At 68.8% G+C, this 22,966-nt stretch carries 23 protein-coding genes; 11 read left to right on the top strand and 12 right to left on the bottom strand.

Annotated elements, in window-relative coordinates; all coding sequences use genetic code 11:
- The first annotated feature begins 22 nt into the window (after positions 1-22).
- Genes OPF83_RS07735 through OPF83_RS07725 form a run of 3 tightly spaced genes read left to right on the top strand, consistent with a single transcriptional unit; the run spans position 23 to position 2,774 of the window.
- On the top strand, positions 23-1,144 hold the full coding sequence (locus OPF83_RS07735; protein ID WP_264886769.1) for a bifunctional MaoC family dehydratase N-terminal/OB-fold nucleic acid binding domain-containing protein: 1,122 nt from the start codon (positions 23-25) through the stop codon (positions 1,142-1,144).
- Complete coding sequence (locus tag OPF83_RS07730) at positions 1,141-1,590, top strand: MaoC family dehydratase (RefSeq protein ID WP_375546229.1); 450 nt, start codon at positions 1,141-1,143, stop codon at positions 1,588-1,590. Before OPF83_RS07735 ends, OPF83_RS07730 begins: the two co-directional genes overlap by 4 nt.
- Positions 1,587-2,774 (top strand): lipid-transfer protein, encoded by a 1,188-nt coding sequence (locus OPF83_RS07725; protein WP_264886768.1) that lies wholly within the window; start codon positions 1,587-1,589, stop codon positions 2,772-2,774. Before OPF83_RS07730 ends, OPF83_RS07725 begins: the two co-directional genes overlap by 4 nt.
- Before the next feature lie 185 nt (positions 2,775-2,959).
- Here OPF83_RS07725 and OPF83_RS07720 read toward each other — a convergent pair whose 3' ends face one another.
- Entirely contained in the window at positions 2,960-4,036 is a 1,077-nt protein-coding gene (locus tag OPF83_RS07720; protein WP_264886767.1) for an alpha/beta hydrolase, read from the bottom strand.
- 191 nt (positions 4,037-4,227) lie between these two features.
- Here OPF83_RS07720 and OPF83_RS07715 point away from each other — a divergent pair, with 191 nt between their 5' ends.
- The 4 genes from OPF83_RS07715 (at position 4,228) to OPF83_RS07700 (ending at position 7,767) form a co-directional block, all read left to right on the top strand.
- Positions 4,228-5,880 carry an AMP-binding protein gene (locus OPF83_RS07715; protein WP_264886765.1) on the top strand — a complete coding sequence of 551 codons (1,653 nt, stop codon included), beginning with the start codon at positions 4,228-4,230 and terminating at the stop codon, positions 5,878-5,880.
- 114 nt (positions 5,881-5,994) lie between these two features.
- A complete protein-coding gene (locus OPF83_RS07710) occupies positions 5,995-6,351 on the top strand; it encodes a hypothetical protein (RefSeq protein ID WP_264886763.1) in 357 nt (118 codons plus the stop codon).
- Complete coding sequence (locus OPF83_RS07705; RefSeq protein WP_264886762.1) at positions 6,348-6,695, top strand: hypothetical protein; 348 nt, start codon at positions 6,348-6,350, stop codon at positions 6,693-6,695. Before OPF83_RS07710 ends, OPF83_RS07705 begins: the two co-directional genes overlap by 4 nt.
- 28 nt (positions 6,696-6,723) lie before the next feature.
- A complete protein-coding gene (locus OPF83_RS07700) occupies positions 6,724-7,767 on the top strand; it encodes an LLM class F420-dependent oxidoreductase (RefSeq protein WP_264886761.1) in 1,044 nt (347 codons plus the stop codon).
- A 572-nt stretch (positions 7,768-8,339) separates the two neighbouring features.
- Here OPF83_RS07700 and OPF83_RS07695 read toward each other — a convergent pair.
- The 6 genes from OPF83_RS07695 to kstD all read right to left on the bottom strand — a co-directional run bounded on the left by OPF83_RS07695 (position 8,340) and on the right by kstD (position 14,077).
- A complete protein-coding gene (locus OPF83_RS07695) occupies positions 8,340-9,035 on the bottom strand; it encodes a response regulator transcription factor (RefSeq protein ID WP_264886760.1) in 696 nt (231 codons plus the stop codon).
- On the bottom strand, positions 9,032-10,549 hold the full coding sequence (locus OPF83_RS07690) for a cell wall metabolism sensor histidine kinase WalK (RefSeq protein ID WP_264886759.1): 1,518 nt from the start codon (positions 10,547-10,549) through the stop codon (positions 9,032-9,034). Before OPF83_RS07690 ends, OPF83_RS07695 begins: the two co-directional genes overlap by 4 nt.
- A complete protein-coding gene (locus OPF83_RS07685) occupies positions 10,533-10,967 on the bottom strand; it encodes a hypothetical protein (protein ID WP_264886758.1) in 435 nt (144 codons plus the stop codon). The genes OPF83_RS07690 and OPF83_RS07685 overlap by 17 nt, the downstream gene beginning before the upstream one ends.
- An 11-nt stretch (positions 10,968-10,978) precedes the next feature.
- A complete protein-coding gene (locus OPF83_RS07680) occupies positions 10,979-11,293 on the bottom strand; it encodes a hypothetical protein (protein ID WP_264886757.1) in 315 nt (104 codons plus the stop codon).
- Positions 11,294-11,482: 189 nt separating this feature from the next.
- The gene (locus OPF83_RS07675; protein WP_264886756.1) at positions 11,483-12,343 is read right to left on the bottom strand and encodes a MaoC/PaaZ C-terminal domain-containing protein; all 861 of its coding nucleotides are present in this window, start codon (positions 12,341-12,343) and stop codon (positions 11,483-11,485) included.
- Positions 12,344-12,346: 3 nt separating this feature from the next.
- Entirely contained in the window at positions 12,347-14,077 is a 1,731-nt protein-coding gene (kstD, locus tag OPF83_RS07670; RefSeq protein ID WP_264886863.1) for a 3-oxosteroid 1-dehydrogenase, read from the bottom strand.
- Between the two features lie 51 nt (positions 14,078-14,128).
- On the opposite strand from kstD, the gene OPF83_RS07665 reads away from it, so the two are divergent.
- Positions 14,129-14,914 carry a 2-keto-4-pentenoate hydratase gene (locus OPF83_RS07665; protein WP_264886755.1) on the top strand — a complete coding sequence of 262 codons (786 nt, stop codon included), beginning with the start codon at positions 14,129-14,131 and terminating at the stop codon, positions 14,912-14,914.
- 60 nt (positions 14,915-14,974) lie between these two features.
- Here OPF83_RS07665 and OPF83_RS07660 read toward each other — a convergent pair whose 3' ends face one another.
- On the bottom strand, positions 14,975-15,766 hold the full coding sequence (locus OPF83_RS07660) for an IclR family transcriptional regulator (protein WP_264886753.1): 792 nt from the start codon (positions 15,764-15,766) through the stop codon (positions 14,975-14,977).
- Positions 15,767-15,885: 119 nt separating this feature from the next.
- Here OPF83_RS07660 and OPF83_RS07655 point away from each other — a divergent pair, with 119 nt between their 5' ends.
- The 3 genes from OPF83_RS07655 to dmpG all read left to right on the top strand — a co-directional run bounded on the left by OPF83_RS07655 (position 15,886) and on the right by dmpG (position 19,490).
- A complete protein-coding gene (locus OPF83_RS07655) occupies positions 15,886-17,388 on the top strand; it encodes an HNH endonuclease signature motif containing protein (protein ID WP_264886752.1) in 1,503 nt (500 codons plus the stop codon).
- A 97-nt stretch (positions 17,389-17,485) separates the two neighbouring features.
- Positions 17,486-18,418, top strand: coding sequence for an acetaldehyde dehydrogenase (acetylating) (locus OPF83_RS07650; RefSeq protein WP_264886751.1), 933 nt, complete (start codon positions 17,486-17,488; stop codon positions 18,416-18,418).
- 7 nt (positions 18,419-18,425) lie between these two features.
- Positions 18,426-19,490: a 4-hydroxy-2-oxovalerate aldolase gene (gene dmpG / locus OPF83_RS07645; RefSeq protein WP_264886750.1), complete on the top strand. Its 1,065-nt coding sequence runs from the start codon at positions 18,426-18,428 to the stop codon at positions 19,488-19,490.
- A 93-nt stretch (positions 19,491-19,583) separates the two neighbouring features.
- Here dmpG and OPF83_RS07640 read toward each other — a convergent pair whose 3' ends face one another.
- The 4 genes from OPF83_RS07640 to OPF83_RS07625 all read right to left on the bottom strand — a co-directional run bounded on the left by OPF83_RS07640 (position 19,584) and on the right by OPF83_RS07625 (position 22,872).
- Complete coding sequence (locus OPF83_RS07640) at positions 19,584-20,087, bottom strand: flavodoxin domain-containing protein (RefSeq protein ID WP_264886749.1); 504 nt, start codon at positions 20,085-20,087, stop codon at positions 19,584-19,586.
- 31 nt (positions 20,088-20,118) lie between these two features.
- The gene (locus OPF83_RS07635; RefSeq protein ID WP_264886747.1) at positions 20,119-21,180 is read right to left on the bottom strand and encodes a ferredoxin--NADP reductase; all 1,062 of its coding nucleotides are present in this window, start codon (positions 21,178-21,180) and stop codon (positions 20,119-20,121) included.
- 73 nt (positions 21,181-21,253) lie between these two features.
- Complete coding sequence (locus OPF83_RS07630; RefSeq protein ID WP_264886746.1) at positions 21,254-21,655, bottom strand: hypothetical protein; 402 nt, start codon at positions 21,653-21,655, stop codon at positions 21,254-21,256.
- Entirely contained in the window at positions 21,652-22,872 is a 1,221-nt protein-coding gene (locus OPF83_RS07625; protein WP_264886745.1) for an aromatic ring-hydroxylating dioxygenase subunit alpha, read from the bottom strand. The genes OPF83_RS07630 and OPF83_RS07625 overlap by 4 nt, the downstream gene beginning before the upstream one ends.
- Between the last annotated feature and the right edge of the window lie 94 nt (positions 22,873-22,966).

Genomic DNA, 22,966 nt, shown 5'->3' with positions numbered 1-22,966 from the left:
GACCCCCGTACGAAAGGCACCCATGAGTGACGACACGGCTACCGACGCCCGTGCTTCCGACCCGCAGGCCGGCCGGATCCTCGCCGCGGCCGAAGAGATCCGGGCCGCCGGCGGCAGCGCCCGCCGCGCCGGCCGCGATCCCATCAATACCCCGATGATCCGCAACTGGACTGAGGCGATCGGCGACGAGAACCCGATCTACTCCTCAGAGGAGGCGGCCGTTGCGGCCGGCCACGGCGGACTCGTCGCGCCTCCTGCGATGGCGCAGGTGTGGACCATGCGCGGACTCGGCAAGGCCCGCGAGTCCGACGACCCGCTCGGCAACATGACCGACCTGCTCGACGCCGAGGGCTTCACCTCCGTCGTGGCCACCAACTGCGACTCCACCTATCACCGCTACACCCGTCCCGGCGAGGAGGTGACCATCTCGTCGGTGCTGGTGGACGTGGTGGGTCCCAAGACCACCGGGCTCGGCGAGGGCTGGTTCTTCACCACCCGCAACTACTGGCGGGTCGGCGACGAGGTGGTCGCCGAGATGGACTTCCGGATCCTCAAGTTCCGCCCGCCCGCGAAGAAGGCCGAGGCTGCGCCCGCTGAGCCCGCCGCTGCCGCCGCCGACCGGATCGTCGCGAGCTCCGGCTCGGCCACCGACGACCTGGTCGTGGGCAAGGTGCTGCGCCCCTCGGTCTCCCAGGACACCCGCTTCTTCTGGGACGGCGTCGCCGCCCACGAGCTGCGCATCCAGAAGCGCGAGGACGGCTCACTGCAGCACCCGCCCGTGCCGGCGCTGTGGAAGGACAAGACCGAGCAGACCGACTACGTGGTGGCCTCCGGCCGCGGCACCGTGTTCAGCTTCGTCACCCACCACGCCCCGCGCGTGCCGGGCCGTACCCGCTTCCCGTTCGTGATCGCACTGGTGGAACTGGAAGAGGGCGTGCGCATGCTCGGCGAGCTGCGCGACGTCGACCCGGCCGAGGTCCGGATCGGCATGGACGTCGAGGTGGAGTTCCTCGACATGCCCGGCGACGCGAGCGAGGACGCGGCGTTCGGCACCGAGCCGTGGACGCTGTACGCGTGGCGTCCCGCCGGTGCGGCGCCTGTCGACCGGCAGATGCCTGAAATAACGGAAGGTGGCGTCAAGTGAGCGAGAACAGTGCAGTGACCGACGTGGTCTGTCCCGCCGAGCCGCCCGCCGTCCAGGTGGGGGACACCCTGCCCGAACTGGCCATCGAGGGGACGCCCACGTTCATCGTGGCCTCGGCCCTGGCGACCCGCGACTTCCAGGACGTCCACCACGACCGGGATCTGGCCCATCAGAAGGGCTCGAAGGACATCTTCGTCAACATCCTCACCGACACCGGCCTCGTGCAGCGGTTCATCACCGACTGGGCCGGGCAACGAGCGCGGATCACCTCCATCAAGTTGCGTCTCGGTGTGCCCTGGTACGCCTACGACACGCTCACCCTGACCGGCGAGGTCACGGAGATCGCCGCCGACGGACTGGTGTCGCTGAAGATCGTCGGCACCGATTCGTTGGGCGCGCACGTCACCTCGACCGCGACCCTCTACATGAACGGAGACCCGCAGTGAGTTCCCCCGCGACCGAGTCACTGTCAAGCCGGGCGGCGATCGTCGGGATCGGCGCCACCGACTTCTCCAAGGATTCCGGCCGCTCCGAGCTGCGCCTGGCTGCCGAGGCCGTGCAGGCCGCCGTGGCCGATGCCGGGCTCGAGCCCTCGGATGTGGACGGACTGGTGTCGTTCACCATGGACACCAACACCGAGATCGCCGTCGCCCGCGCCGCCGGTATCGGTCACCTCAACTTCTTCTCCCGTATCCACTACGGCGGCGGCGCGGCGTGTGCCACCGTGCAGCAGGCCGCCATGGCCGTCGCCACCGGCGTCGCCGAGGTCGTGGTCTGCTACCGCGCCTTCAACGAACGCTCCGGGATGCGGTTCGGCCAGGTCAACTCGGCGCTGGTGCAGCAGGTCAACTCCTCGGGCACGGACAACGCCTTCTCCTACCCGCACGGCCTGTCCACGCCCGCCGGGTTCGTGGCGATGGTCGCCCAGCGCTACATGCACGAGTACGGCGCCACGAGTGAGGACCTCGGCCGCATCGCCGTGGTGGACCGCAAGCACGCCGCCGTGAATCCCGCCGCGTTCTTCTACGACAAGCCCATTACGCTCGACGACCACCAGAACTCGCGCTACATCGCCGAGCCGCTACACCTGCTGGACTGCTGTCAGGAGTCCGACGGCGGTCAGGCGATCGTCGTGACCACGCCCGAGCGTGCCAAGGACCTTCCGCACACGCCGGTCTCGATCGCAGCCGCGGCGTCGGGCGCCGGGCCGGATCAGTACATCATGACCTCGTACTACCGTCCCGAGCTGGCGGGCCTGCCCGAGATGGGCATCGTAGGCGACCAGCTGTGGAACCAGTCCGGGCTGCGCCCCGGGGACATGGACATGGCCGTGCTGTACGACCACTTCACCCCGTACGTCCTCATGCAGCTCGAGGAACTGGGCTTCTGCGGTCGCGGCGAGGCCAAGGACTTCGTCCGCGAGCCGGGCGCGCTCGAGGTAGGCGGCACGCTGCCGCTCAACACGCACGGTGGCCAGCTGGGAGAGGCCTACATCCACGGCATGAACGGCATCGCCGAGGGCGTGCGCCAGCTGCGGGGCGACTCAGTGAACCAGGTCGCGGGGGCGGAGAAGCTCGTCGTGACCGCCGGCACCGGCGTTCCCACCTCGGGGCTCGTTCTCACCGTCTGAGCCGGTCGGGCGCCGCCTGCCCGCCCCACGTCGTCAAGAGGGTTCGGCGCACGTCTCTCGAGTGGCGGTGTGCCGAACCCACTTCTCGATGGTGGGTGCGAAGTGGGCGGGCCGGTGGGTGCGAGGTGGGCGGGCCGCCGCACGCGAGGTGAGCGGGCAGCCGCGTGCGAGGTGGGCGGCCCGGGCTATCCGCGCAGGCAGCCCCGCACGAACGAGCCGATGTCGCGGAGGGCGATCTTCGCCTCGGGGACCAGCGGGTGGAACACCTGGAACACGTGGAACTGGTCCGGCCAGCGCTGGAACTCGTGGGTCACCCCGTGCTCGGCGAACTTCTCGGCCAGCTTCGCGACACTGCCGGCGAAGTTCTCCGCGCCGCCGCACTGGATGAGGAAGGGCGGCCAGTCGGGTGACGGCGTGTAGTTGAGGGGTGAGATCCGAGGATCGTCCTCGCTGATGTCGGGGGCGTACTGGACGCGGCACAGTTCGGCCATCCCCAGGGCGAGGAACGGGTCCTTCTTGGCCTTGTCGCGCGCGGACATGTCGGAGAAGTCCAGGTCGACCCAGGGGGACATGAGGACGACTCCCGCGGGCATCGTCTCGCCCGCCTCCTCGAGGTGTGCGATCAGCTGCAGAGCCAGATTGCCGCCCGCCGAGTCGCCGGAGACGACGATGTTCTCGGCGGGGAATCCGCTGTCGAGCAGCCACCGGAACCCGGCGACGGTGTCGTCGATCGCGGCGGGGAACGGATGCTCGGGCGCGAGTCGGTAGTCGGGGAGGAAGACGGGCGTTCCGGTCTCGGACGCCATCCGTGAGGCCAGGGCCTTGTGCGACCAGGGCGAACCGAACGTGAACCCGCCGCCGTGGACGTGGTAGATCACCTTGTCCGAGTCGAAGAACCGTTTGCGTCCGACCCACAGGCCGGGCACGGGGCCGTCCGAGGACCAGTCGTTGGTGGTCTCCAGTGCGGCGGCCCGTCCGGCGCCGGAGGTCAGCGCCCGGAGTCTGCTGAGCGAGGACTCGGTGGGCGGCATCCGGTCCAGCGCGGGCCGGACGAACAGTCGCAGGCTGCTGGCGAGGCCGCGGGCACGCAGGGTGCCCTGGACTCCGGGGCCGGCGAGTTCCGGTGCGCGCTGGGACGGGCGCTCCGCCTCGATGTCCGCGGAGCGGTGGCCGTCCTCCGGGACGTCCCCGGTGCCCGTCGTCTGGGGGAGCCTGGGTCCGCCGTCAGGCGTGCTGGTCCGTGGGGAACGTGATCCGTTCATGTTCGCAATGTATGTGTTGAAGTGACATGACGGGTGTCGAATCGCCGCTGCTACGATGAAGCGCAGCTAGAACTTGTTCCTGTTATCGGAAGATGGTGCAGGCCAGAGTCGGCTCTGGACATTGGAACAAGTTCAGGCCACACTGTGACAGTAGCCACATCTACCCTCAGTTCGAAGGATTTCTTCACGCGATGAGCGACGCAGTAGCCGATCCCACGACCGACCCTCTCGCCGGGACCAATCCCGATATGAACGAGGCTGCGGTGTTCGAGGCGGTGGTCGACAAGACGCCGGACAACCTGCTTCTCACCATGGACGGCGAGGACCACACGTACCGCCAGATCGACGAGCTCGCCAACCAGCTGGGTCACCTGCTGCAGGCGAACGGCGTCGCTCCTCGTGATCACGTCGCGCTCTACATGAAGAACGGCACGATCCACATGGCCACCATCATGGCCGCCATGAAGATCCGGATCGCCGGGATCAACGTCAACTACCGCTACACGCCGGCCGAGCTGGTCTACCTGTTCAACGACTCGCAGTCCGTGGCCGTGATGGTGGACTCGGAGTTCGCCGAGACGATGGCCGAGGTGGTGCCCCAGCTGGAGACGGTCCGCACCGTTCTCGTGTCCGGGGGCGTGGCGCCGGTGTTGGCGGCGGCGTGCGAGGAGAAGGGCATCGCCGTCGTCGACATCGACGCGGAGCTGCCCGCCCAGTCCACGGCGCGCGATTTCGAGCCCGCCCGTGGTGACGACCGCTGGATCGTCTACACCGGCGGTACCACCGGCTTCCCCAAGGGCGTCGAGTGGGAGATGTCGGACTACTACTACGCCTGTCTGTCCGGCGGTAACCCGTACGGCGACAAGCGCCACAGCCCGGCCGAGGTCGCCGAGCACGTCAACCCGGACGGCGGGTTCAAGGTCGTGGTCTCGGCGCCGCTCATGCACGGCGCCGGCCTGTTCACCCTGCTGACCTTCGTCAACATGGGTGGCCACCTGATCATGTTCCGCGATTTCGACCCGGAGACGGTCGTGCGCACGACCGCCGAGCGCCAGGCCCACATGCTCGTGTTCGTGGGAGACGGCATGGGCGTGCCGATCACCGACCAGATCGTCGCGCTCAAGGAGGAGATCGACCTCAGTACCCTGTTCATGGTCTCCTCGGGCGGCGGCATCTGGTCCAAGGCCTCGCGCGACCGCCTGGTCGAGGCGCTGCCGAACATCATGACGCGCGACAACTTCGGAGCGTCGGAGTCGGGCAACGACGGCGAGCTGGCCATCACCGAGAAGGCCGAGCTGACGATCCCGTCCGGCCCCAAGATCGGCCTGATCGACGAGTCCAACAACCCGATCAAGCCGGGCTCGGACGAGATCGGCTACATCGTGCGCCGCGGGCACATCCCGCTGGGCTACTGGAACGATCCGGAGAAGACCGCCAAGACCTTCCCCGTGGTCGAGGGTCGTCGCGTCTCGATCCTGGGTGACATGGGCCAGATCCGTGAGGACGGCACACTCGTGTTCCTCGGCCGCGGTTCCGGCTGCATCAACACCGGTGGCGAGAAGGTCTTCCCGGAGGAGGTCGAGCAGGCGCTCAAGGCGCACCCGACCGTGCACGACGCGCTGGTCGCCGGCGCCCCGGACGAGCGGTACGGCCAAAAGGTCGCCGCAGTGGTGTCGTTCCGCGAGGGGCAGTCGGCCACCACCGAGGAGCTGACCGAGTTCCTGCGCCAGTCGCTGGCCAACTACAAGGTACCCAAAACGATCGTGGACGTGCCCGAGATCCGTCGGTCGCCGGCGGGCAAGGCCGACTACAAGTGGGCCAAGGCCCAGGTGGGTGGCAACTGATCGGTGCCGACGTGTGATCGAGCCGGGTGCCTGATCGATCACGCCGGTAGGGGCCGGATCCGCGCGACGCGGGTCCGGCCCCTCCTCGCGTGCGGGGGACGTACGATCCGAACCATGGGAGAACGTGCGGCGGGGCGACCCGGATCGGTGGAGCGCCTCGGACCGGTGGAGCGCCTCGGGTCGGTGGGGCGCGGCGTCGCCGAGCGGGTCCGCGGCGTGTCGCAGGCGTATCGGGACCGGTACGGCCGTCGCGCCCGGGAGTTGGCGTTGGTGCTCGACGGTGACAACAGTGGTGACGACGGCGAGGTGACCGTCTCCCCGTGGCGGCTGCGACTCCCGCGGACCGTTGTGGTGGCTGCCGCCCGGAGCAGGGGCCTGGAACCGGTGGGTGGCGTCCCGGCGCTCGTGCAGCGGGGTCCGTGGCTCGAGCCGATGCGGTTCGCGCCGGATCGGAACGCGGGTGCGCGATGACCGTGGCCTGGACCATCGTGGCGCTGACCCTGCTGCCGCTCGCCGGGTGGCTCCTGGCGATCGCCGTGGTGGCGGGTCGCAGGGCGTGGCGCCGCCGGGGAGACGAGAGTGCCCGCCGGCTGAGACTCGCCCGCATGCTCGGCCGGCGGGAGCTCGTCATGATCCCCACGGCGGACGTCGACCTCCCCGAGAGCGCGGTGCTGGAGGTCGCGGACGCGGCGGGATTCCGGTTCCTCGGCTACGAGCGCCCGGACACCCTGCTGTCGCGGCGGGTGGGGGTGTTCGTCCGCGCCGGCGGATCGGTCGACGTGGCAATCCGGAGACCTGCACGCCTGTCCAGGTGATCTCGGCCGTCCCGGTAATGTCGCGACCATGCGCATCGGAATGGCACTGAACTACAGCGGCGGTTTCGCCGAGACCGCGGCCGAGGCCGCCGACCTCGAGCGGGCGGGCCTGGACATCGCCTTTGTCCCCGAGGCCTACTCGTTCGACGCCGTAAGCCAGCTCGGCTTTCTCGCGGCCAAGACGTCGACGATGGAACTCGCGTCGGGGATCCTGCAGCTCTACACCCGTACGCCCACGCTCACCGCCATGACCGCCGCCGGCCTCGACTTTGTGTCCGACGGCCGGTTCACCCTCGGCCTGGGCGCCTCCGGTCCGCAGGTCGTCGAGGGTTTCCACGGCGTGAAGTACGACGCGCCGCTGGCCCGCACCCGCGAGATCATCGAGATATGCCGCAAGGTGTGGCGCCGCGAGAAGCTCGTCCACGAGGGCAGGAAGTACCAGATCCCGCTGCCCGCCGACCAGGGCACCGGGCTGGGTAAGCCGCTCAAGCTCATCAACCACCCCGTGCGGGAGAACATCCCGATCATGCTGGCGGCGCTCGGCCCCAAGAACGTGGAGCTGGCCGCCGAGATCGCCGACGGCTGGCAGCCGATCTTCTTCCACCCGGAGAAGGCGCACCTCGCGTGGGGTGAGCCGCTCGCCGCCGGCCGGGCCAAGCGTGATCCGTCGCTCGGTGACCTGGACGTCCTGGCCAGCCCCGCGCTGGCGATCTGCGAGGAGTCCGAGGTGCCCGGCTACCTGGAGTTCGTCAAGCCGCACCTGGCCCTGTACATCGGCGGCATGGGCGCCCGCGGCAAGAACTTCTACAACGAGCTCGCCTGCCGCTACGGCTATGAGGCCGAGGCGAAGATCATCCAGGACCTGTACCTGGACGGGAAGAAGGACGAGGCCACCGCGGCGGTGCCCGACGAACTGGCGCGGTCCATCTCGCTCATCGGCCCGGAATCCTACGTCGCCGAGCGCGTCGAGGCGTTCCGGGAGGCCGGCGCCACCACGCTCACCGTCATCCCCATGGCCATGGACGCGCCGGGCCGCGTCGCGCTCGTGGAGAAGTTCCGCGAGCTCTGCTGAGCGGCCACTCCGCCGAGCTGCCCAGTACTCCCAGAACACATGGCCGCCCATCCGTCTGCCCGTTCGTCCGTCCGTCTGCATCCGACCCTTGGACTCGCGAAAAACCCATCCGACCCCACGACGCCTATCGGAATGTTCTACGCCTACCGAATTCTATGGGCGTAGACGAATCTGATGGGCGGCGTGGGGTCGGATAGGTGTTCGTGCCGCGTCCGGGTTGTCAGCGGTCGCGCGGATGCTCGCTGGCGGACACGCTGGAGTGTTCCGGAGGTGAACGGGTTGTCAGCGGTCGCGCGGATGCTCGCTGGTCCGGAGTTTCGCAGGCGGCGCGCTCGCCGGAGCGGCGGGAGACCGGCGCCCCCAGCAGCAGCATCCGCATCGACCGCTCGGTCGCCTCGACCAGCAGACGCCGGCACGGGCCATCCGCGGTGTAGGCAGGGACAGCGCAGTGAGTCGGGGCAGCGGTGTGCGGGACCACCCGGCGCCGGCGACCTGGCCGGCGCTGGCGACCTGGCCGGGGGTACGGCCGGGGCTCCGGTCGGGCACGGGCGTCCGGTGGTGGACGGGCGCGCTCATGACAGCTTGTAGCCGGCACCCCGGACGGTGACCAGCCGGTCGGCGCCGATCTTGCGGCGCAGGGTGCGCACGTACACGTCCACCACGTTGGAGGCGGGGTCGAAGTCGTATCCCCAGGCGTGGGCCAGGATCTGCTCGCGGGAGAGGACCTGGCCGGGGTGCTTGAGGAAAACCTTGAGCATGGCGAACTCGCGGCTGGTCAGTTCCACCGGCGTCCCGCCCACGTCGGCGATGCGGGTGAGCAGGTCCAGTGAGAGGTCCCCGTGGTGCAGGGCCGGGGCGCCGGCCCCGCCACTCGGGGCGCCGCCGACTCCACCGCCAGAGACCTCGCCGCCCTCGCCGAGCCGCACTCGCACGCGGGCGAGGAGCTCGGCGAAGTGGAACGGTTTGGCCAGGTAGTCGTTGGCGCCGGACTCCAGGCCCAGCACCGTGTCGTCGACCGAGTCCCGCGCGGTGAGTACGACCACGGGCGTGGTGATGCCGGAGCCGCGGGCGGTGGAGAGCACCTCGAAGCCGTCCATCATCGGCAGGCCGATGTCGAGCACCACCAGATCGTGGTCGCCGGCCCGCATGGCCTCGAGCGCGGACCTGCCGTCACTCACGTGCGAGGTGACGAACCCGGCGGCCTTCAGGCCCTTCTCGAGGAAGGACACGATCCGGGGATCGTCCTCGGCGATGAGGATGCGGTTCATGACTGGCTCTCCTGAGGGCTGGCGGACGGGTGGCGCTCGGACTGCTGACGTTCTGCAGCCGGGATGTCCACGGCGAAGGTCGCCCCCTCGCCGGGCGTGGAGTCGAGGGTGACGGTGCCGCCGTGCGCGGCAGCGATGGCGGTGACGATGGACAGTCCGAGCCCGGCCCCGCTGGCGGCGGGGACCCCGTCGGTGCCGCGGTCGAAGCGGCGGAAGATCCGCTGGGCGTCCTCGGCGCGCACGCCCGGGCCGTCGTCGGCGACCGAGACGACCAGGCGGTCCTCGACCCACCGCGACCCGATCCGGATCCGTCCGCCCGGCTCGGTGTGGGTGACGGCGTTGGTTGCCAGCTGGAGGACGGCCTGGGTGATGCGCTGCGGGTCGAGCGTGGCCTCGCCCTCGGCGATCTCCACCAGCTCCCACTGCCGGTCGCCCAGCTGTTGTGCCTGCGACTCGATGTCCAGTAGCAGTTCGGCGGCGTCCACGGCGCGCGGCTTGACGAAGTCGGGGCGCTCGGACTTGGCGATGGTGAGCAGGTCGGTGACGATCCGGCTCATCCGGTCGAGTTCGGAGTCCACGAGCCGCATGGTCTCGGCGCGGGCGGCCGGTTCCTCGTCGGGGCTCATGGTCTCGAGGTGTCCGCGGATCACGGTGATGGGCGTGCGCAGCTCGTGTCCGGCGTCGTCGACGAACCGGCGTTGCGTGTCGTAGGCGGCGCTGATGCGGTCGAGCATGGCGTTGAACGTCTCGGCGAGCTGCGAGATGTCGTCCCGACCGTGGACGGGTACGCGGCCGTCCAGGTCGTTCTCCTGGATCCGCTCGGCCACGGTCCGCACCTCGCGGACGGGCGCGAGGATCTGCCCGGCCACCACGTACCCGAACAGGGCGGTCAGTGCGAGGCCGGCGACCGACCCCCACGCGAACACGCGGATCATGGCGTCGACCTCGGCCCGGTCCGGTCCGGTGAACACGGCGATCACGAACGTCGAGTCGCTGTCGTTGATGCTGACCTTGCCCCACCGCACCGGACCGACGGGGGACTCGGCGATCCCCGACGGCGCAGTGGAGGTGCGGATCTCCTCGATCAGCTGCCCGTCCTCGGCGAGGTTGTAGGGCTCACCGTCGACCGGGCTCGAGGCGTCGGCGGAACGGTCCACGGCGAACACGCGCGCGGAGTCCATGCCGAGGTGCACCTCGTTTGCGGCGGGGATCTGCCGGCCGAGGTAGAGCCTCAGCAGACGCTCGGGGGAGTCGAACGGCTCCGCCGTGGTGGGGTCGACGCCCTCGCTCGCGAACGTCCGGAACTCGTCGAGCTCCTGCACCACGTCGTCGTTGGCCGTGCGGTCGACCTCGGTCATGAGCAGCGCGCGCAGCGTCAACCCCAGCCCGAGTAGGACCAGCGCGGTGGTGAGCACGATCCAGCCGACGATCCGCCAGCGCGCCGGGATCGAGGTCGCGGTGGGACGGTCGCCGGGGGAGCGGCTCGCCCCGGCCGCCTCAGTCGTCCCAGTCATCGTCCCAGTCGTCCTCATCGTCGTCGAGGTCATCGTCCCAGTCGTCGTCACCGTAGTAGGGGACGACGGGCTGAACCGGCTGGACCGGGATCGGGTTGGCCGCGGGTGGCGCGGGCGCCGGAGCCGGAGCCGGAGCAGGTCCGTTCGGGGCGGGAGACGGCGACGACGACGGATCGCCCTCGCTCGAATCGGGGTCGTCCTCCCCGGCGGGCGTCTCACGCTCGTCCCGGTCGGCCCCGCCATCGGTGCTCTGGTCGGCGCCGTGTCCGCCCGGGGAGTGCATCTCGACGGTGGCGTCCTCGACGCGAACCGGGGGAGCGCCGGTGTCCGAGCCGATCGCGAGAGCCCCCAGAGCGAGACCGGTCGGGACCAGGACTGCGGCGGCGATGATCGCGAACTTGCGGCTGAACTCGGTCATGGCGGGCCTGCTCAGTCGTCCGTGTCGTCGTGGTCGTCGTCATCCAGGTCGTCATCGCGGTCATCGTCCGCGTCGTCACGGTCGTCGTCATCGTCCCGGTCGTCTCGATCATCGTCTCGATCATCGTCGTCGTCATCGCGGTCATCGTCGTCGTCCCGGTCGTCATCCGCGTCGCCGGCATTCGGAGTCTCGGCGATCTCGGTGGCGGTGACGGTCGGAGCCGGATCGGCCTCGGCGGGGGAGTCGTCCCCACAACCGGTGAGGACCAGCAGGGCGGTGGCGGCAACGGCGATGAGGCCGTTTCGGGTGGCGTTGGTGGTGATCATGTCTTCGATAGTGCGGGGCGTCCGTGACTCCAACATGAAACCCTCATGACGGAGTCTTCATCTTCGCGGTCATCCGCACCGACCGGTTCGCCCCCGCGCACAGAAATGCCCACACCCCGCGGCCGTTCAGACCGCGGGGTGTGGGCAGGACCGGGTGGACTACTCCGGTGAGGTGATCAGGCTTGGTCGTCAGGCCAGGTCAACCACGACGTTCTTGAGGACGGGGGCGTCGTCACGCTCGACGACCGTGGCCGCCACGAGCAGCTGCGTGCCCTCCTCCCACACGCGGATGCGCATGGTCTCGCCGGGGAAGAAGATCCCGCCGAAGGTCACGCCGTAGCCGTGGACGCGGGTGACGTCGCCGCCCAGGACCTCGTCGATCACGGCGCGCAGGACCAGGCCGTACGAGCACAGTCCGTGCAGGATCGGACGCGGGAAGCCCGCCGCCTCGGCGAACGCCGGGTCCGAGTGCAGCGGGTTGCGGTCGCCGCACAGGCGGTAGAACAGCGCCTGCTGCGGCAGGGACGCGAACTCGATCGTGTGGTCGGCCTCCCGCTCCGGGTAGGTGACCTTCTCTGAGGTGCCGCGCTCGCCGCCGAAGCCGCCTTCGTCGCGGGCGAAGATGCCGGACCGGGCGGTCCACAGCTTCTCCCCGTCCGCCGACACGGTCTCCGACTCCTGGATGATCACCGCGGCAGAACCCTTGTCCTGGATCTCGGCGATTCTCGTCGTCGTTGTCGCCGTTCCCGCCGCCGGGATCGGACGGTGCAGGCGCACCGACTGGCTGCCGTGCACGACCTTGGCCAGATCGATCTCCACGCCGGGGAACGACACCTTCGGTGCCTCGGTCACATTCATCGTGGCCGCGACCGTCGCGAACGACGGCAGCACCTTCGGCGCGGAATCGTGGATGTACTCCAGGCCCGAGGTCTCCATCGGGTCGCCCGCCGCACCGACGGACAGCGCGTACAACGCCGCGTCCGAGGCGGTCCAGGAGAAGGTCTGCGACGGAAGCTCTGCCCCGAGGGCGGTATCGAGGTCGATCGGCACTTGTCAGACTCCAGTCTTCTGCGTGATGTCGGTGTTCGCCAGCATATGCTCGACCGCGAGGTAGCCGAAGACCAGCGCGGGGCCGATCGTCGCGCCGGGGCCGGCGTAGGTGTGGCCCATGACCGGCGACGAGGCGTTGCCGGCGGCGTACAGTCCGTCGATCACGGAACCGTCCTCGCGCAGCACCCGACCGTGGACGTCCGTGTTCGCCCCGCCCTTGGTGCCCAGGTCGCCCGGGACCATCTTGACCGCGTAGAACGGGCCCTTCGCGACCGGGCCGAGGCTCGGGTTGGGCTTGTTGGTGGGGTCACCGTAGTAGTGGTCGTAGCCCGACTTGCCGCGGCCGAAGTCCTCGTCCACGCCGCTCGCGGCGAAGCCGTTGAAGCGCGCGGTCGTGTTCTTCAGCGCGTCGGCCGGGACGTCGATGAGGCCGGCGAGCTCGTCGAGGGTCTCCGCCTTGTGGAAGTTCTCGCTCGCGAGCCACTTCTTGGGCAGCGGCTGCTTGGCCTGCAGTCCGGCGAAGAGGTACCGGTTCTTGTACTCCTGGTCGAAGATGATCCAGGCCGGGACGTTCTCGCCCGGGGTGTTCTCGTGGCCCTCGGGCGCCTGGCCGTACTCGCCGCCGTACATCTTGTGACCGGCCTCGACGTAGGGCAGCGACTCGTTCATGAACCGCTCGCCCTTCTGGTTGACCATGAAAGAGCAGGGCAGCGACCGCTCGGCCAGCGCGAACCACGGGCCGCGCGGCAGGAGGATCGTCGGACCCCACCAGGAGTCCTCCATGAAGGACAGCGCGGCGCCGGCCTTCTCCATGTACTCGATGCCCTCACCGGTGTTGGCGGCCGCGCCGACCGTCCACGAGGTGGGGATGGGCTGGCGCTGGTACTTGTCGCGCATCTCCTGGTTGTGCTCGAAGCCGCCCGACCCCATCACCACGCCGCGCCGGGCGCGGAGGGTGAGTTCCTCGCCGCCGCGGGTGACGGTGATGCCGACGACGCGCTCGTCCTGCCCGGAGCCCTCCGTGACGAAGCCCGTCATGGGGGTCTCGAGCCAGACCGGCACGCCCGCGTCGAGCAGGCCCTTGCGCATGGCGGCGATGAGCGCGCGGCCCATGCCCACCGAGTTCTGCTTGCGCGCCTTGGCGATGAACATGCGCGCGGCGACCCGCATCGAGCGGCGGATGCCCTTGGTGTGCGGACGCTGCAGGAGGTTGAGCCAGCGGTAGTCGGACTGCATCACGACCATGTTCGCCGGCGCCTTGGTGTACGGCGGCTCGAGCTTGTCGGCCTCGGAACCGAGCTGGTTGAGGTCGAACGGCTTGGGCTCGACGGACCGCCCGCCGAGACGGCCGCCGGGGGCCTCCGGGTAGTAGTCCGAGTAGTCCTTGACCCACTCGAGCTGCAGCGGGCTGTTGGCGAGGATGAAGTCGAGGACCTCGGGGCCGCGGTCGATGTAGGTGTCGATGCGCTCGGGGGCCACGACGTCGCCGATGATGGACCGCAGGTACGTCCTGGCGGCCTCCGGGGTGTCCAGCACGCCGTCGCGCTTGAGAACGGAATTGCCCGGGATCCACACGCCGCCGCCGGAGCGGGCGGTGGAACCACCGTAGTGCGGGGCCTTCTCGACGAGGACCACGCTGAGGCCCTTCTTTGCTGCCGCGAGGGCGGCGGTCATGCCTGCTCCACCGCTGCCGACGACGACGACGTCAAATTCCTGGTCTGCCATGTAGAACACGTTATAGAACTGATGGCCGTCGCGCCAGACGCCCCAGGTAGCATCCACGTCATGCTCAACGATGAGACCCGCGCCACCCTTGCCCAGCGTCTGTGGACCGCCGAGTCCGACGTCGCGCCCATCGCCCCGTTGACGGCCGACTATCCCGAGATGGACCCGGACGACGCCTTCGAGATCCAGCTCGTCAACATCCGCCGCAAGCTGGATGCCGGCGCCGTGGTGACAGGCCACAAGGTCGGCCTCGCCTCCAAGGCCATGCAGGAGATGATGGGCGTCGACGAGCCTGACTACGGCCACCTCCTCGACACCATGGTGTACTTCGAGGACCAGCCGGTCGAGGCCGCGCGGTTCTGCTTCCCGCGCGTCGAGGTGGAGGTCGGCTTCATCCTGGGCGCCGACATCCCGCCGGAGGGCTGCACCCAGGAAGAGGCCGCCGAGGCGATCGAGTGGGTCGTGCCGTCGATCGAGCTCATCGACTCGCGGATCAAGGACTGGAAGATCTCGCTCCCGGACACCATCGCCGACAACGCCTCGTCGTGCGGCTATGTGGTGGGGCAGGGGCGCGTGCGGCTGTCCGACATCGACGTGGCCGCCATCGACGCCACCCTCTACAAGAACGGCGAGTTCCTCGCCTCAGGCCGCTCCGACGCCGTGCTCGGCAACCCGCTCAACTCCGTGGGGTGGCTCGCCTCGACCGTCGCGAAGTTCGGTGTGCGGCTGCGCAAGGGCGACGTGATCCTGCCGGGCACGGCCATCCGCGCCATGGACGCGACCCCCGGCGACTCCTTCCGCGCTGAGTTCGCCGGCCTCGGGTCGGTCTCGATGGAGTTCAGCTGAGGCGTCCCCTCACTGCGCGGGTCTGGTCGGCGACGATCTCGATCGATTCGCTGATCCGCCTCACCCGGTGGCCGCCCGCGGCTCGTGACGATCCTCTGAGAGCGCGCGACTCGCTGCCACCGCGACCCGTGTGACCAGCGGTTCCAGTCGTGCCAGCGCACCCGGATCCGCCGCGCTGGCCGACAGGGCGGCAACCGCCCTGGTGCCGGGGAGGCCGGAGCCCGTGTCGTCGTCGTCAAACACCGGCGCCGCCACGCAGTACAGACCCGGTGTGAGCTCGGCGTGGTCCAACGCGCGCCGTTTCCGCCGGATCCCGGCGAGCTCCACCGCCAGCGCATCCGGCGAGGTCACCGTGGTGTCGGTCCACGCGACCATCGGTTCCCGGGCGACCCGCTCCGTCGCCTCCTCGTCGAAGGCGAGCATGGCCTTGCCCACCCCGGTGCAGTATGCGGGGAGGCCGCCGCCGATCCGCGACGGCGACGGGATGGGCCGAGGTCCGTGCAATTTGTTGAGATACACCACCTCGTCGCGGTGCATTGTGGCCAGGTGCACCGTTGCGCGCGTCGACTCGAACAGGTGTGCGAGAAATGGCGTGAGCACGCGCCGGATTCGCTCGAATTCCGGCGAGACCGGGATCGGGTCCAGTTCGTTGACGAGCGGCCCGAGTCGGTAGAGCTGCCCGATGCGTGCCACCGCGTCGTTGCGTTCCAATGCGGTGAGAAGTCGCAGCGCTGTGGACTTGGCGAGCCCGGTTCGCCGTGCGATCTCGCTCAGTGTTAGCCCGTTGCTTGCTGAGGTTACGCGGAGTACGTCGAAGGCCCGGTCGATGGGTGAGGCGGGGGGCTCGGTCATGCAGCGAGTGTAGCGCGACGGTATGACATTCGAAGGAATGTTATTCGAACTATTGCGCGAAGGCTGGATGGTGGTTACTGTGGTACGTGAGTTCGAATCTTGTGGGGGTGAGAGGAATGATGACGACGACACCTCGGTTATCGGCTGTTCCCGAAGCTGGTGGAGACGGGGCGCTCAGGGCGGTCAGTGAGGCTGCGCGGTCCGCGACGCTGGCGCAGAATCTCACGGGCGCCAGGCGCCTGGAGGCGGCAGATCGGATCGTGATCGAGTTCGCCGGGCGCGCGGAATGCGACGAGACCCGGCGGCGCGGCTTTGCACGGTTGGCGCCGGAGGCCCGGGCTCGCGATCATCTGGCGGCGGCGTGTCAGTTGACCACGTGGCACGCCGGGCGGCTGGTGACGGCGGGGATGCAGGTACATCGGCGGTTACCGAAGGTGCGGGCGATGGTCGAGGAGGGGCTGCTTCCCGAGCAGCTGGCCATCGATCTCGCGTGCCGGCTGGCAGAAGTGCCGGATGACATCGTCGGTGCCGTGGAGGCGTACATCACCGCGAAGCTCCGGGGCGATCTCGAGGGCGGTGACCGGCCCTCGAGATCGCGGATGGACAAGATGTTCGAGAGTGCGATCGAGGACGCCGATCCCAAGGCGGCGCAGGATGCCGTCGACGCCGCGACCGAGGAGCGCAAGGTGAGCATGCGTCCTGGCAGCAACGGCACGGCGACACTGTGGGCGAAGCTCCCGATCGCGGATGCGGAACTGCTGTGGCGCCGGATCCAGAACGATGCTGAAGTAGCCGCGATCAACGGTTCCCCGCGGCCGATCGACCAGCTTCGGGCTGACGCGCTGTCCGCCCTGGCGGTGTACCGCCCCACCATGACGACCGGTTGCGACTGTGGCGGCGAGAAGTCGGGCACCGACGACAACCATGGCTTCGATATCGCCGAGGTGGGACTCGGGCCGGATCTACCCCGCCCGACGGTGGGCAACGCCGCCGCAGCGGCGGGTCAGCCGATCCGGATCTCCGTGATCGCCTCCGCAGCGCACGGGCGGCCGAACCGGGTCGAGTTCGTCAACGGCGCCTACTCCAGCTTCGACTGGCTGTGCCAGGAACTGCTCGAGGGCGACGACGCGAAGGTGCGGTTCGAGATCATCGACCCGACACCCGGCGCGATGGACGACCCCGCCCAGAGGCTCCGCTACGTGGTCTCGCCGGCGCTGGCCGAGCGGATCCGGCTCCGGGACGGCACATGCCGTCATCCCGGGTGCTCAGTGGAGGCGCGAAACTGCGACATCGATCATGTGATCGCCTTCAATCGGGACGAGCCGGCGCTGGGCGGGCCCACCGTGGAGTGGAATCTCATGTGTCTGTGCCGATCGCATCACCGCGAGAAGACCTTCGGTGGGGCCACCTACCAGCTCGGCGCGCTGGGGGAGCTGGTGATCACGACCGAGACAGGGCACCGACACCGGACCCGGCCGACCGGGCCGTTGGCGATGGCCAGGGACTCGATCCAGGAACGGGACATGATCGAGCGGATCTCCCGATTGATCTCCAGGGACGGCTATATCGCGAGTCCGCCGGGGACGGAGCGAGGGGACTGGTCGGGGGACTGGTCGGCCTGACCGGAATCATCGGCTCAATCGACGCAACGTGACCCGCGTGCCACTGAGCGGCACAGCCGGTTGTCGGTCCGATGCCGTGCGCGCGAGACTGCCGGGTATGACGGAGAAGAAGAAGCTCACCGCCGCAATCGTGGGGTCCGGCAACATCGGCACCGACCTCATGTACAAGCTCGAGCGCAGCGAGTACATCGAACCCAAGTGGATGATCGGCATCGACGCGGAGTCCGAGGGGATGAAGCGGGCCGGCGACCATGGTCTGACCTGCATGTCCGGTGGCGCCGACGAGCTGCTCGCCTCGATCGAGGCCGGCGGCGAGAAGCCCGACCTGCTGTTCGAGGCCACCAGTGCCTACGTGCACAAGGCCTACGCGCCCAAGTACGAGGAGGCCGGCATCGTCGCGATCGACCTCACGCCGGCCGCGGTCGGCCCCATGGTCATCCCGCCGGCCAACCTCCACGAGCACGCTGACGCGCCCAACCACAACATGGTCACGTGTGGCGGCCAGGCCACCATCCCGATGGTCCACGCTGTCTCCTCGGTGGTGCCCGTCGAGTACGCCGAGATCGTCGCGTCCGTCTCCTCCGAGTCGGCCGGTCCCGGCACCCGTGCCAACATCGACGAGTTCACCGAGACCACCAAGATGGCCATCGAGCAGGTCGGCGGCGCCAAGCGCGGCAAGGCCATCATCATCCTCAACCCGGCCGAGCCGCCGATGATCATGCGCGACACGATCTTCTGCGCGATCCCCGAGGACGCGGACCAGGACCTCATCACCACCGCCATCCGCAAGCGGGAGAAGGAGATCCAGGAGTACGTGCCCGGCTATCGGCTACTCCAGGAGCCGCAGTTCGACCCGCCGACCGAGATCACCGGCGGGATGGCCCGTGTCGCAATCTTCGTCGAGGTCGAGGGCGCCGGAGACTTCCTCCCGCCGTACGCGGGCAATCTCGACATCATGACCGCCGCAGCCACCAAGGTCGGCGAGGACATCGCCAAGACCAAGCTCGCCACCACCACCGTCGGAGCGTGAGACAGACATGGACATGACCAACCCGCACAACGCGAACGCGCGCGCGTACAGCTCCGATCTCGACATCCGGATCACCGACTCCTCGCTGCGTGACGGCTCGCACCACAAGCGCCACCAGTTCTCGGTCGAGGACGTGCGCAACGTCGTCGGCGCCCTCGACGGTGCCGGTGTGCCCGTCATCGAGGTCACCCACGGCGACGGTCTCGGCGGCGCTTCCTTCAACTACGGCTTCGCCAAGTCCTACGACCAGGACCTCATCAAGGTGGCGGCCGAGACGGCGAAGCAGGCCAAGATCGCGTTCCTCACCCTCCCCGGCCTGGGGATCAAGGACGACATCCTCGCCGCCCGCGACAACGGTGGCTCCATCTGCCGCGTCGCCACCCACTGCACCGAGGCGGACGTCTCGATCCAGCACTTCGGCTACGCCCGCGAGCTCGGCCTCGAGACGGTCGGCTTCCTCATGATGAGCCACACCCAGCCGCCGGAGGTGCTCGCCAAGCAGGCCCGCATCATGGCCGATGCCGGTTGCCAGTGCGTTTACATCGTCGACTCCGCCGGCGCGCTCGTCATGGACCAGGTCTCCGACCGCGTGTCGGCGCTCGTCGCCGAGCTCGGCAACGACGCGCAGGTCGGCTTCCACGGTCACGAGAACCTCGACGTGGGCGTGGGCAACTCGATCATGGCCATCCGCGCAGGTGCCCAGCAGATCGATGGCTCGACCCGCCGCTTCGGTGCCGGCGCCGGCAATACGCCTGTCGAGGCGCTGGTCGGCGTGTGCGACAAACTCGGCATCTCTACCGGCGTCGATTTCTTCAAGATCGCCGATGCAGCCGAGGACGTCGTGCGCCCGCTCATGCCGACCGAGTGCGTCGTGGACCGCCAGGCCATGATGCTCGGCTACGCCGGCTGCTACTCGTCGTTCATGAAGCACGCGGAGGGCCACGCCGAGCGCTACGACGTCCCCGCCTCGGAGATCCTCATCCGGGCCGGCGAGCGACGGCTCGTGGGCGGCCAGGAGGACCAGCTCATCGACATCGCGCTCGAGATCCAGAAGGAGCGGGCGAACGCCTGATCCGCACCGGTGCTCGACCCGCCCCGGGGCCTTCTGGCCTCGGGGCGTCGTCGTCTCCGCCTTGACTTCTCACTTCACCTCACCCTCGACTTCTCACCCGGCTGCCCAGGCCACGACCGGGTCGAGCGTGGCCACATCGACCTGACTGACCCGCGTGCGCGGCAGGAGGAGCTTCGCCGCGGCCTCGTCGGGCGTCCGGCGGAGGGCCCGCCGCAGTGCGGACATGAGGACGCGGTCGGGCCAGGTGAGCCGCCCGGGATCGAGGTCACCGCGGAGCCCGAACGTGGTGACGACCCGGCCGCTGGCGGCGACGAGCCGTGCGGCGAGGTCGCCGCGTCCGGGATCGTCGGCGGGGGAGAGGGCGACGACGACGAGAGCCGCTCGCCCCGGAGCCGAACGCAGCACCCGGAGGATCCGTCTCCTGCCGCGTATCCGGGTCGCGTAGACGGGAGCCAGCACGATCACCGGGTCGGCCGGGGAGGCGGGCTGATACGAGGAAAGCTCCACCGCCGGCACTCCCAGTCGCTCGGCCAGAGCGTGGGCGTACCGGCGGGTGGAGCCGTACTTGGAGGTGTAGACGACGGCGGGGCTGCTCACACAGATGAGTCTGTCAGAACCCGCTGCTGGGTCAGTCGGAGTAAGAGACCTCGACGTGGTCCGTCTTCGGCAGGAGTTGGCAGCTGAGGACGTAGCCCTCCTCGACCTCCTCGGGGTCGAGGATCCCGTTGTGGATCATCTCGACCTCGCCGGACTTGAGGACGCAGGCGCAGGCCGAGCATTCGCCCTTGCGGCACGAGAAGGGGGCCTTGATGCCCTTGGCGAGCAGCACGTCGAGCAGGGGGGTGCTGCGGGGCCAGTCGACCTCGTGGGTCTCGCCGTCCAGTTCGACGGTGGCCTTGGCCGGGCCCTCGCCGCCCTCGGACGGGCTGTCGTCGATCACGATCTCGGCGAACGGGTCGCCGTCGATCGACGAGAACACCTCGGTGTGGATCTGGTGCATGTCGGCGCCGGAGCGACGGAGCCCGCTCTTGGCGGTCTCCATGAACGGTGTCGGCCCGCAGATGTACGAGTGACGCTTGGCGGCGACCGGCTGGAGGAGGTTGCCGATGATCTCGGCGGTGGGCAGGCCGGAGACGGACTCGAGCCAGTGGATCACCGTGAGGCGGTCCGGGTGCGCCTCCTGCAGTTCGCGCAGCTCGGTCTTGAAGATCACCGAGTCCTCGTCGCGGTTGGCGTAGACCATGACGATGTGGCCGGTGCCCTGCGTGAGCGCCGACCGCAGGATGGACATGACCGGCGTGATGCCCGACCCGGCGGCCAGGAGGATGAAGTCCTGGTCCAGGTTCTTGGGCGTGAAGATCCCGGACGGCGCCAGGACGTGCATCGACATGCCCGGCTCGGCGTTGTCGCAGACCCAGTTCGAGCCGTACCCGCCGACCGTGCGCTTGATCGTCACCTTGAGCTGGGAATCCTCGGTGGGGGAGCTCGACAGTGAGTAGCAGCGGGCGACGGAGCCGGTCTGATCGCTCGGGATCCGCAGGGTGAGGAACTGGCCCGGTGTGTACCGGAAATCGTCCTCCCCGCCCGCGGGGATGTCGAACACGATCGACTTGGCGTCTGCGGTCTCCTCGATGACGTCCGCGATGGTGAGTTCGCGCACGAAGGAGCCGAGCTGGGGCGTTTCTGTCATGAAGAAGCAGCCTATCGCTTGGATGCGGCGGGATGGGCGGTGCCCGTGAGTCGCCTGGGAGTGCCCAGGCGACTCACTCGGCGACGTAGAGCGGGTTGACCATGTGCTGTTCGTCGGCCGGGTCGACGCTCTCGGCGAGCGTGATCAGACCTTCGGCGTACGCGTAGCGGATGCTGGCGAGCATGTTCGGGCAGGTGTCCTCGCCCTCGGGTCGTTCGCCGCCGTCCCGCCACCCGCACAGCACCGGGCAGCGGCGATCGCTGCCGTCGACCCACTGGATCGACGTGTGCTTCTCGCTGTTCTTGCGTACCAGCACACCGGTACCGCACTGACGGCAGTCGACGGGCTGGAATCCCGACCGCGTGTAGGTCTCACGATCCAGGTCGGTATCGGAGTGCAGCCTCGCGGCGCGCGCGGGGTCCGTCTCGTCCCAGGTGGGAGCGCGCCGTGAGTCGTGCTGCTTGAAGGCGGTCACTTTGACGACCGGGAGGCCTCGGCCTCTCCGGCGACCTCGGCCATCCCCGTGTACTGGGTCTGCTCGTCGGAGGCATCGGCCTCGCCGGCGGCCTGCTTGCGCAGGTTCTCGGCGACCTCCTTCTCCCAGTACTCGTTGGCCGCAGTCGTGTCGACCTCGAACTCGAAGCGCTCCTGCATCTCCGGCAGGACCTTGTCGCGATCGACGTAGAACTGCTCGTACCAGCGGCGGAGCTGGTAAACCGGGCCGTCCTCCTCGCACAGGAGCGGGTTGGCGATCGCGGACTTGCGCTGCCAGATCCGGACGTCCTGGAGGAAGCCCTCGCCGAAGAACTCGGCGATCTTGCCCGCCATCGCGGTGGACGTCTTGTCGTCGAAGCCCTGGGGCTTCTTGACCATCAGGCCGTACATGAGCACGAACGAGTTCTGGTCGACCGGGTAGTGGCAGTTGATGAGGATGACCTCGGACTCGAAGTCGCCGTACTGCTGCTTGAGCGGGTTGATCATGAACGCGGGGCCGTAGTACGAGGCCACCGACTCGAGCAGGGTGTCGCCGTACTTGCCGCCCGACGGGTCGTGGTCCTGTCGGCCCTTGGTGTTGAGGTACTGCGTCGCCGTCTGGCCCTCGAAGACGTTCTTGAAGTACGTCGGGAACGCGTAGTGGATGTAGAAGAAGTGCGCCATGTCGACGACGTTGTCGACGATCTCCATGCAGTTGGAGCCCTCGATCTCGAGGCGGTTCCACACCCAGTCGGTCCACTCACCGGTGTCGTACTCGTCGAGGTACGGGATCTTGTCCTCGTCTTGCGGCGGCTTGCCCTCGTGGTCGTGCCACACGAAGACCAGGCCGTTCTGGGTCATGGTGGTCCAGGCGCGGGTCTTGGCGCGCAGCGGGACGCGCTTGGCGTAGGGGATGCCCTTGCACTTGCCGTCCCCGCCCCAGCGCCAGTCGTGGAACGGGCACGCGATGTTGCCGTCCTTGACCGTGCCGTCGGAGAGGTCGCCGCCCAGGTGGCGGCAGTACCCGTCGAGGACGTTGATGCCGTCATCGTTCGACCACACGACGAGCTTGGTGCCGAAGGCGTGGATCGAATGCGGCTTGCCGTCCGAGAACTCGGCGACGGTGCCGATGCAGTGCCAGCCGCGCGCGTACCGGTCCCGGGCTTCGCCGGTGTCGATCTCGCGAACAGCACCGGTGGATGTTCCGGATGCGGTCATGATCTTCCTCCTGAGGGGCAGGTCTGATGAGAACAGGTTATAGAATTGCCTCGCAGGCGACAACCAAAGTGCGTTGATGCTGGCACGGGGTGTC

Source organism: Dietzia sp. NCCP-2495 (genome assembly GCF_026011735.1).
Classification (GTDB): domain Bacteria; phylum Actinomycetota; class Actinomycetes; order Mycobacteriales; family Mycobacteriaceae; genus Dietzia.
The sequence above is the reverse complement of the archived record's forward strand: the minus strand, read 5'-3'. Positions and strand labels throughout refer to the sequence as shown.

What these genes read in the sequence shown, in the direction of transcription:
- OPF83_RS07685 (WP_264886758.1), bottom strand. Translation starts at nt 10,967, where the DNA reads ATGACCGAGTTCAGCCGCAAGTTCGCGATCATCGCCGCCGCAGTCCTG.
- OPF83_RS07665 (WP_264886755.1), top strand. Translation starts at nt 14,129, where the DNA reads ATGCTCAACGATGAGACCCGCGCCACCCTTGCCCAGCGTCTGTGGACC.
- OPF83_RS07660 (WP_264886753.1), bottom strand. Translation starts at nt 15,766, where the DNA reads ATGACCGAGCCCCCCGCCTCACCCATCGACCGGGCCTTCGACGTACTC.
- dmpG (WP_264886750.1), top strand. Translation starts at nt 18,426, where the DNA reads ATGGACATGACCAACCCGCACAACGCGAACGCGCGCGCGTACAGCTCC.
- OPF83_RS07680 (WP_264886757.1), bottom strand. Translation starts at nt 11,293, where the DNA reads ATGATCACCACCAACGCCACCCGAAACGGCCTCATCGCCGTTGCCGCC.
- OPF83_RS07650 (WP_264886751.1), top strand. Translation starts at nt 17,486, where the DNA reads ATGACGGAGAAGAAGAAGCTCACCGCCGCAATCGTGGGGTCCGGCAAC.
- OPF83_RS07695 (WP_264886760.1), bottom strand. Translation starts at nt 9,035, where the DNA reads ATGAACCGCATCCTCATCGCCGAGGACGATCCCCGGATCGTGTCCTTC.
- OPF83_RS07715 (WP_264886765.1), top strand. Translation starts at nt 4,228, where the DNA reads ATGAGCGACGCAGTAGCCGATCCCACGACCGACCCTCTCGCCGGGACC.
- OPF83_RS07655 (WP_264886752.1), top strand. Translation starts at nt 15,886, where the DNA reads ATGACGACGACACCTCGGTTATCGGCTGTTCCCGAAGCTGGTGGAGAC.
- OPF83_RS07625 (WP_264886745.1), bottom strand. Translation starts at nt 22,872, where the DNA reads ATGACCGCATCCGGAACATCCACCGGTGCTGTTCGCGAGATCGACACC.
- OPF83_RS07720 (WP_264886767.1), bottom strand. Translation starts at nt 4,036, where the DNA reads ATGAACGGATCACGTTCCCCACGGACCAGCACGCCTGACGGCGGACCC.
- OPF83_RS07635 (WP_264886747.1), bottom strand. Translation starts at nt 21,180, where the DNA reads ATGACAGAAACGCCCCAGCTCGGCTCCTTCGTGCGCGAACTCACCATC.
- OPF83_RS07690 (WP_264886759.1), bottom strand. Translation starts at nt 10,549, where the DNA reads ATGACTGGGACGACTGAGGCGGCCGGGGCGAGCCGCTCCCCCGGCGAC.
- OPF83_RS07710 (WP_264886763.1), top strand. Translation starts at nt 5,995, where the DNA reads ATGGGAGAACGTGCGGCGGGGCGACCCGGATCGGTGGAGCGCCTCGGA.
- OPF83_RS07700 (WP_264886761.1), top strand. Translation starts at nt 6,724, where the DNA reads ATGCGCATCGGAATGGCACTGAACTACAGCGGCGGTTTCGCCGAGACC.
- OPF83_RS07705 (WP_264886762.1), top strand. Translation starts at nt 6,348, where the DNA reads ATGACCGTGGCCTGGACCATCGTGGCGCTGACCCTGCTGCCGCTCGCC.
- OPF83_RS07735 (WP_264886769.1), top strand. Translation starts at nt 23, where the DNA reads ATGAGTGACGACACGGCTACCGACGCCCGTGCTTCCGACCCGCAGGCC.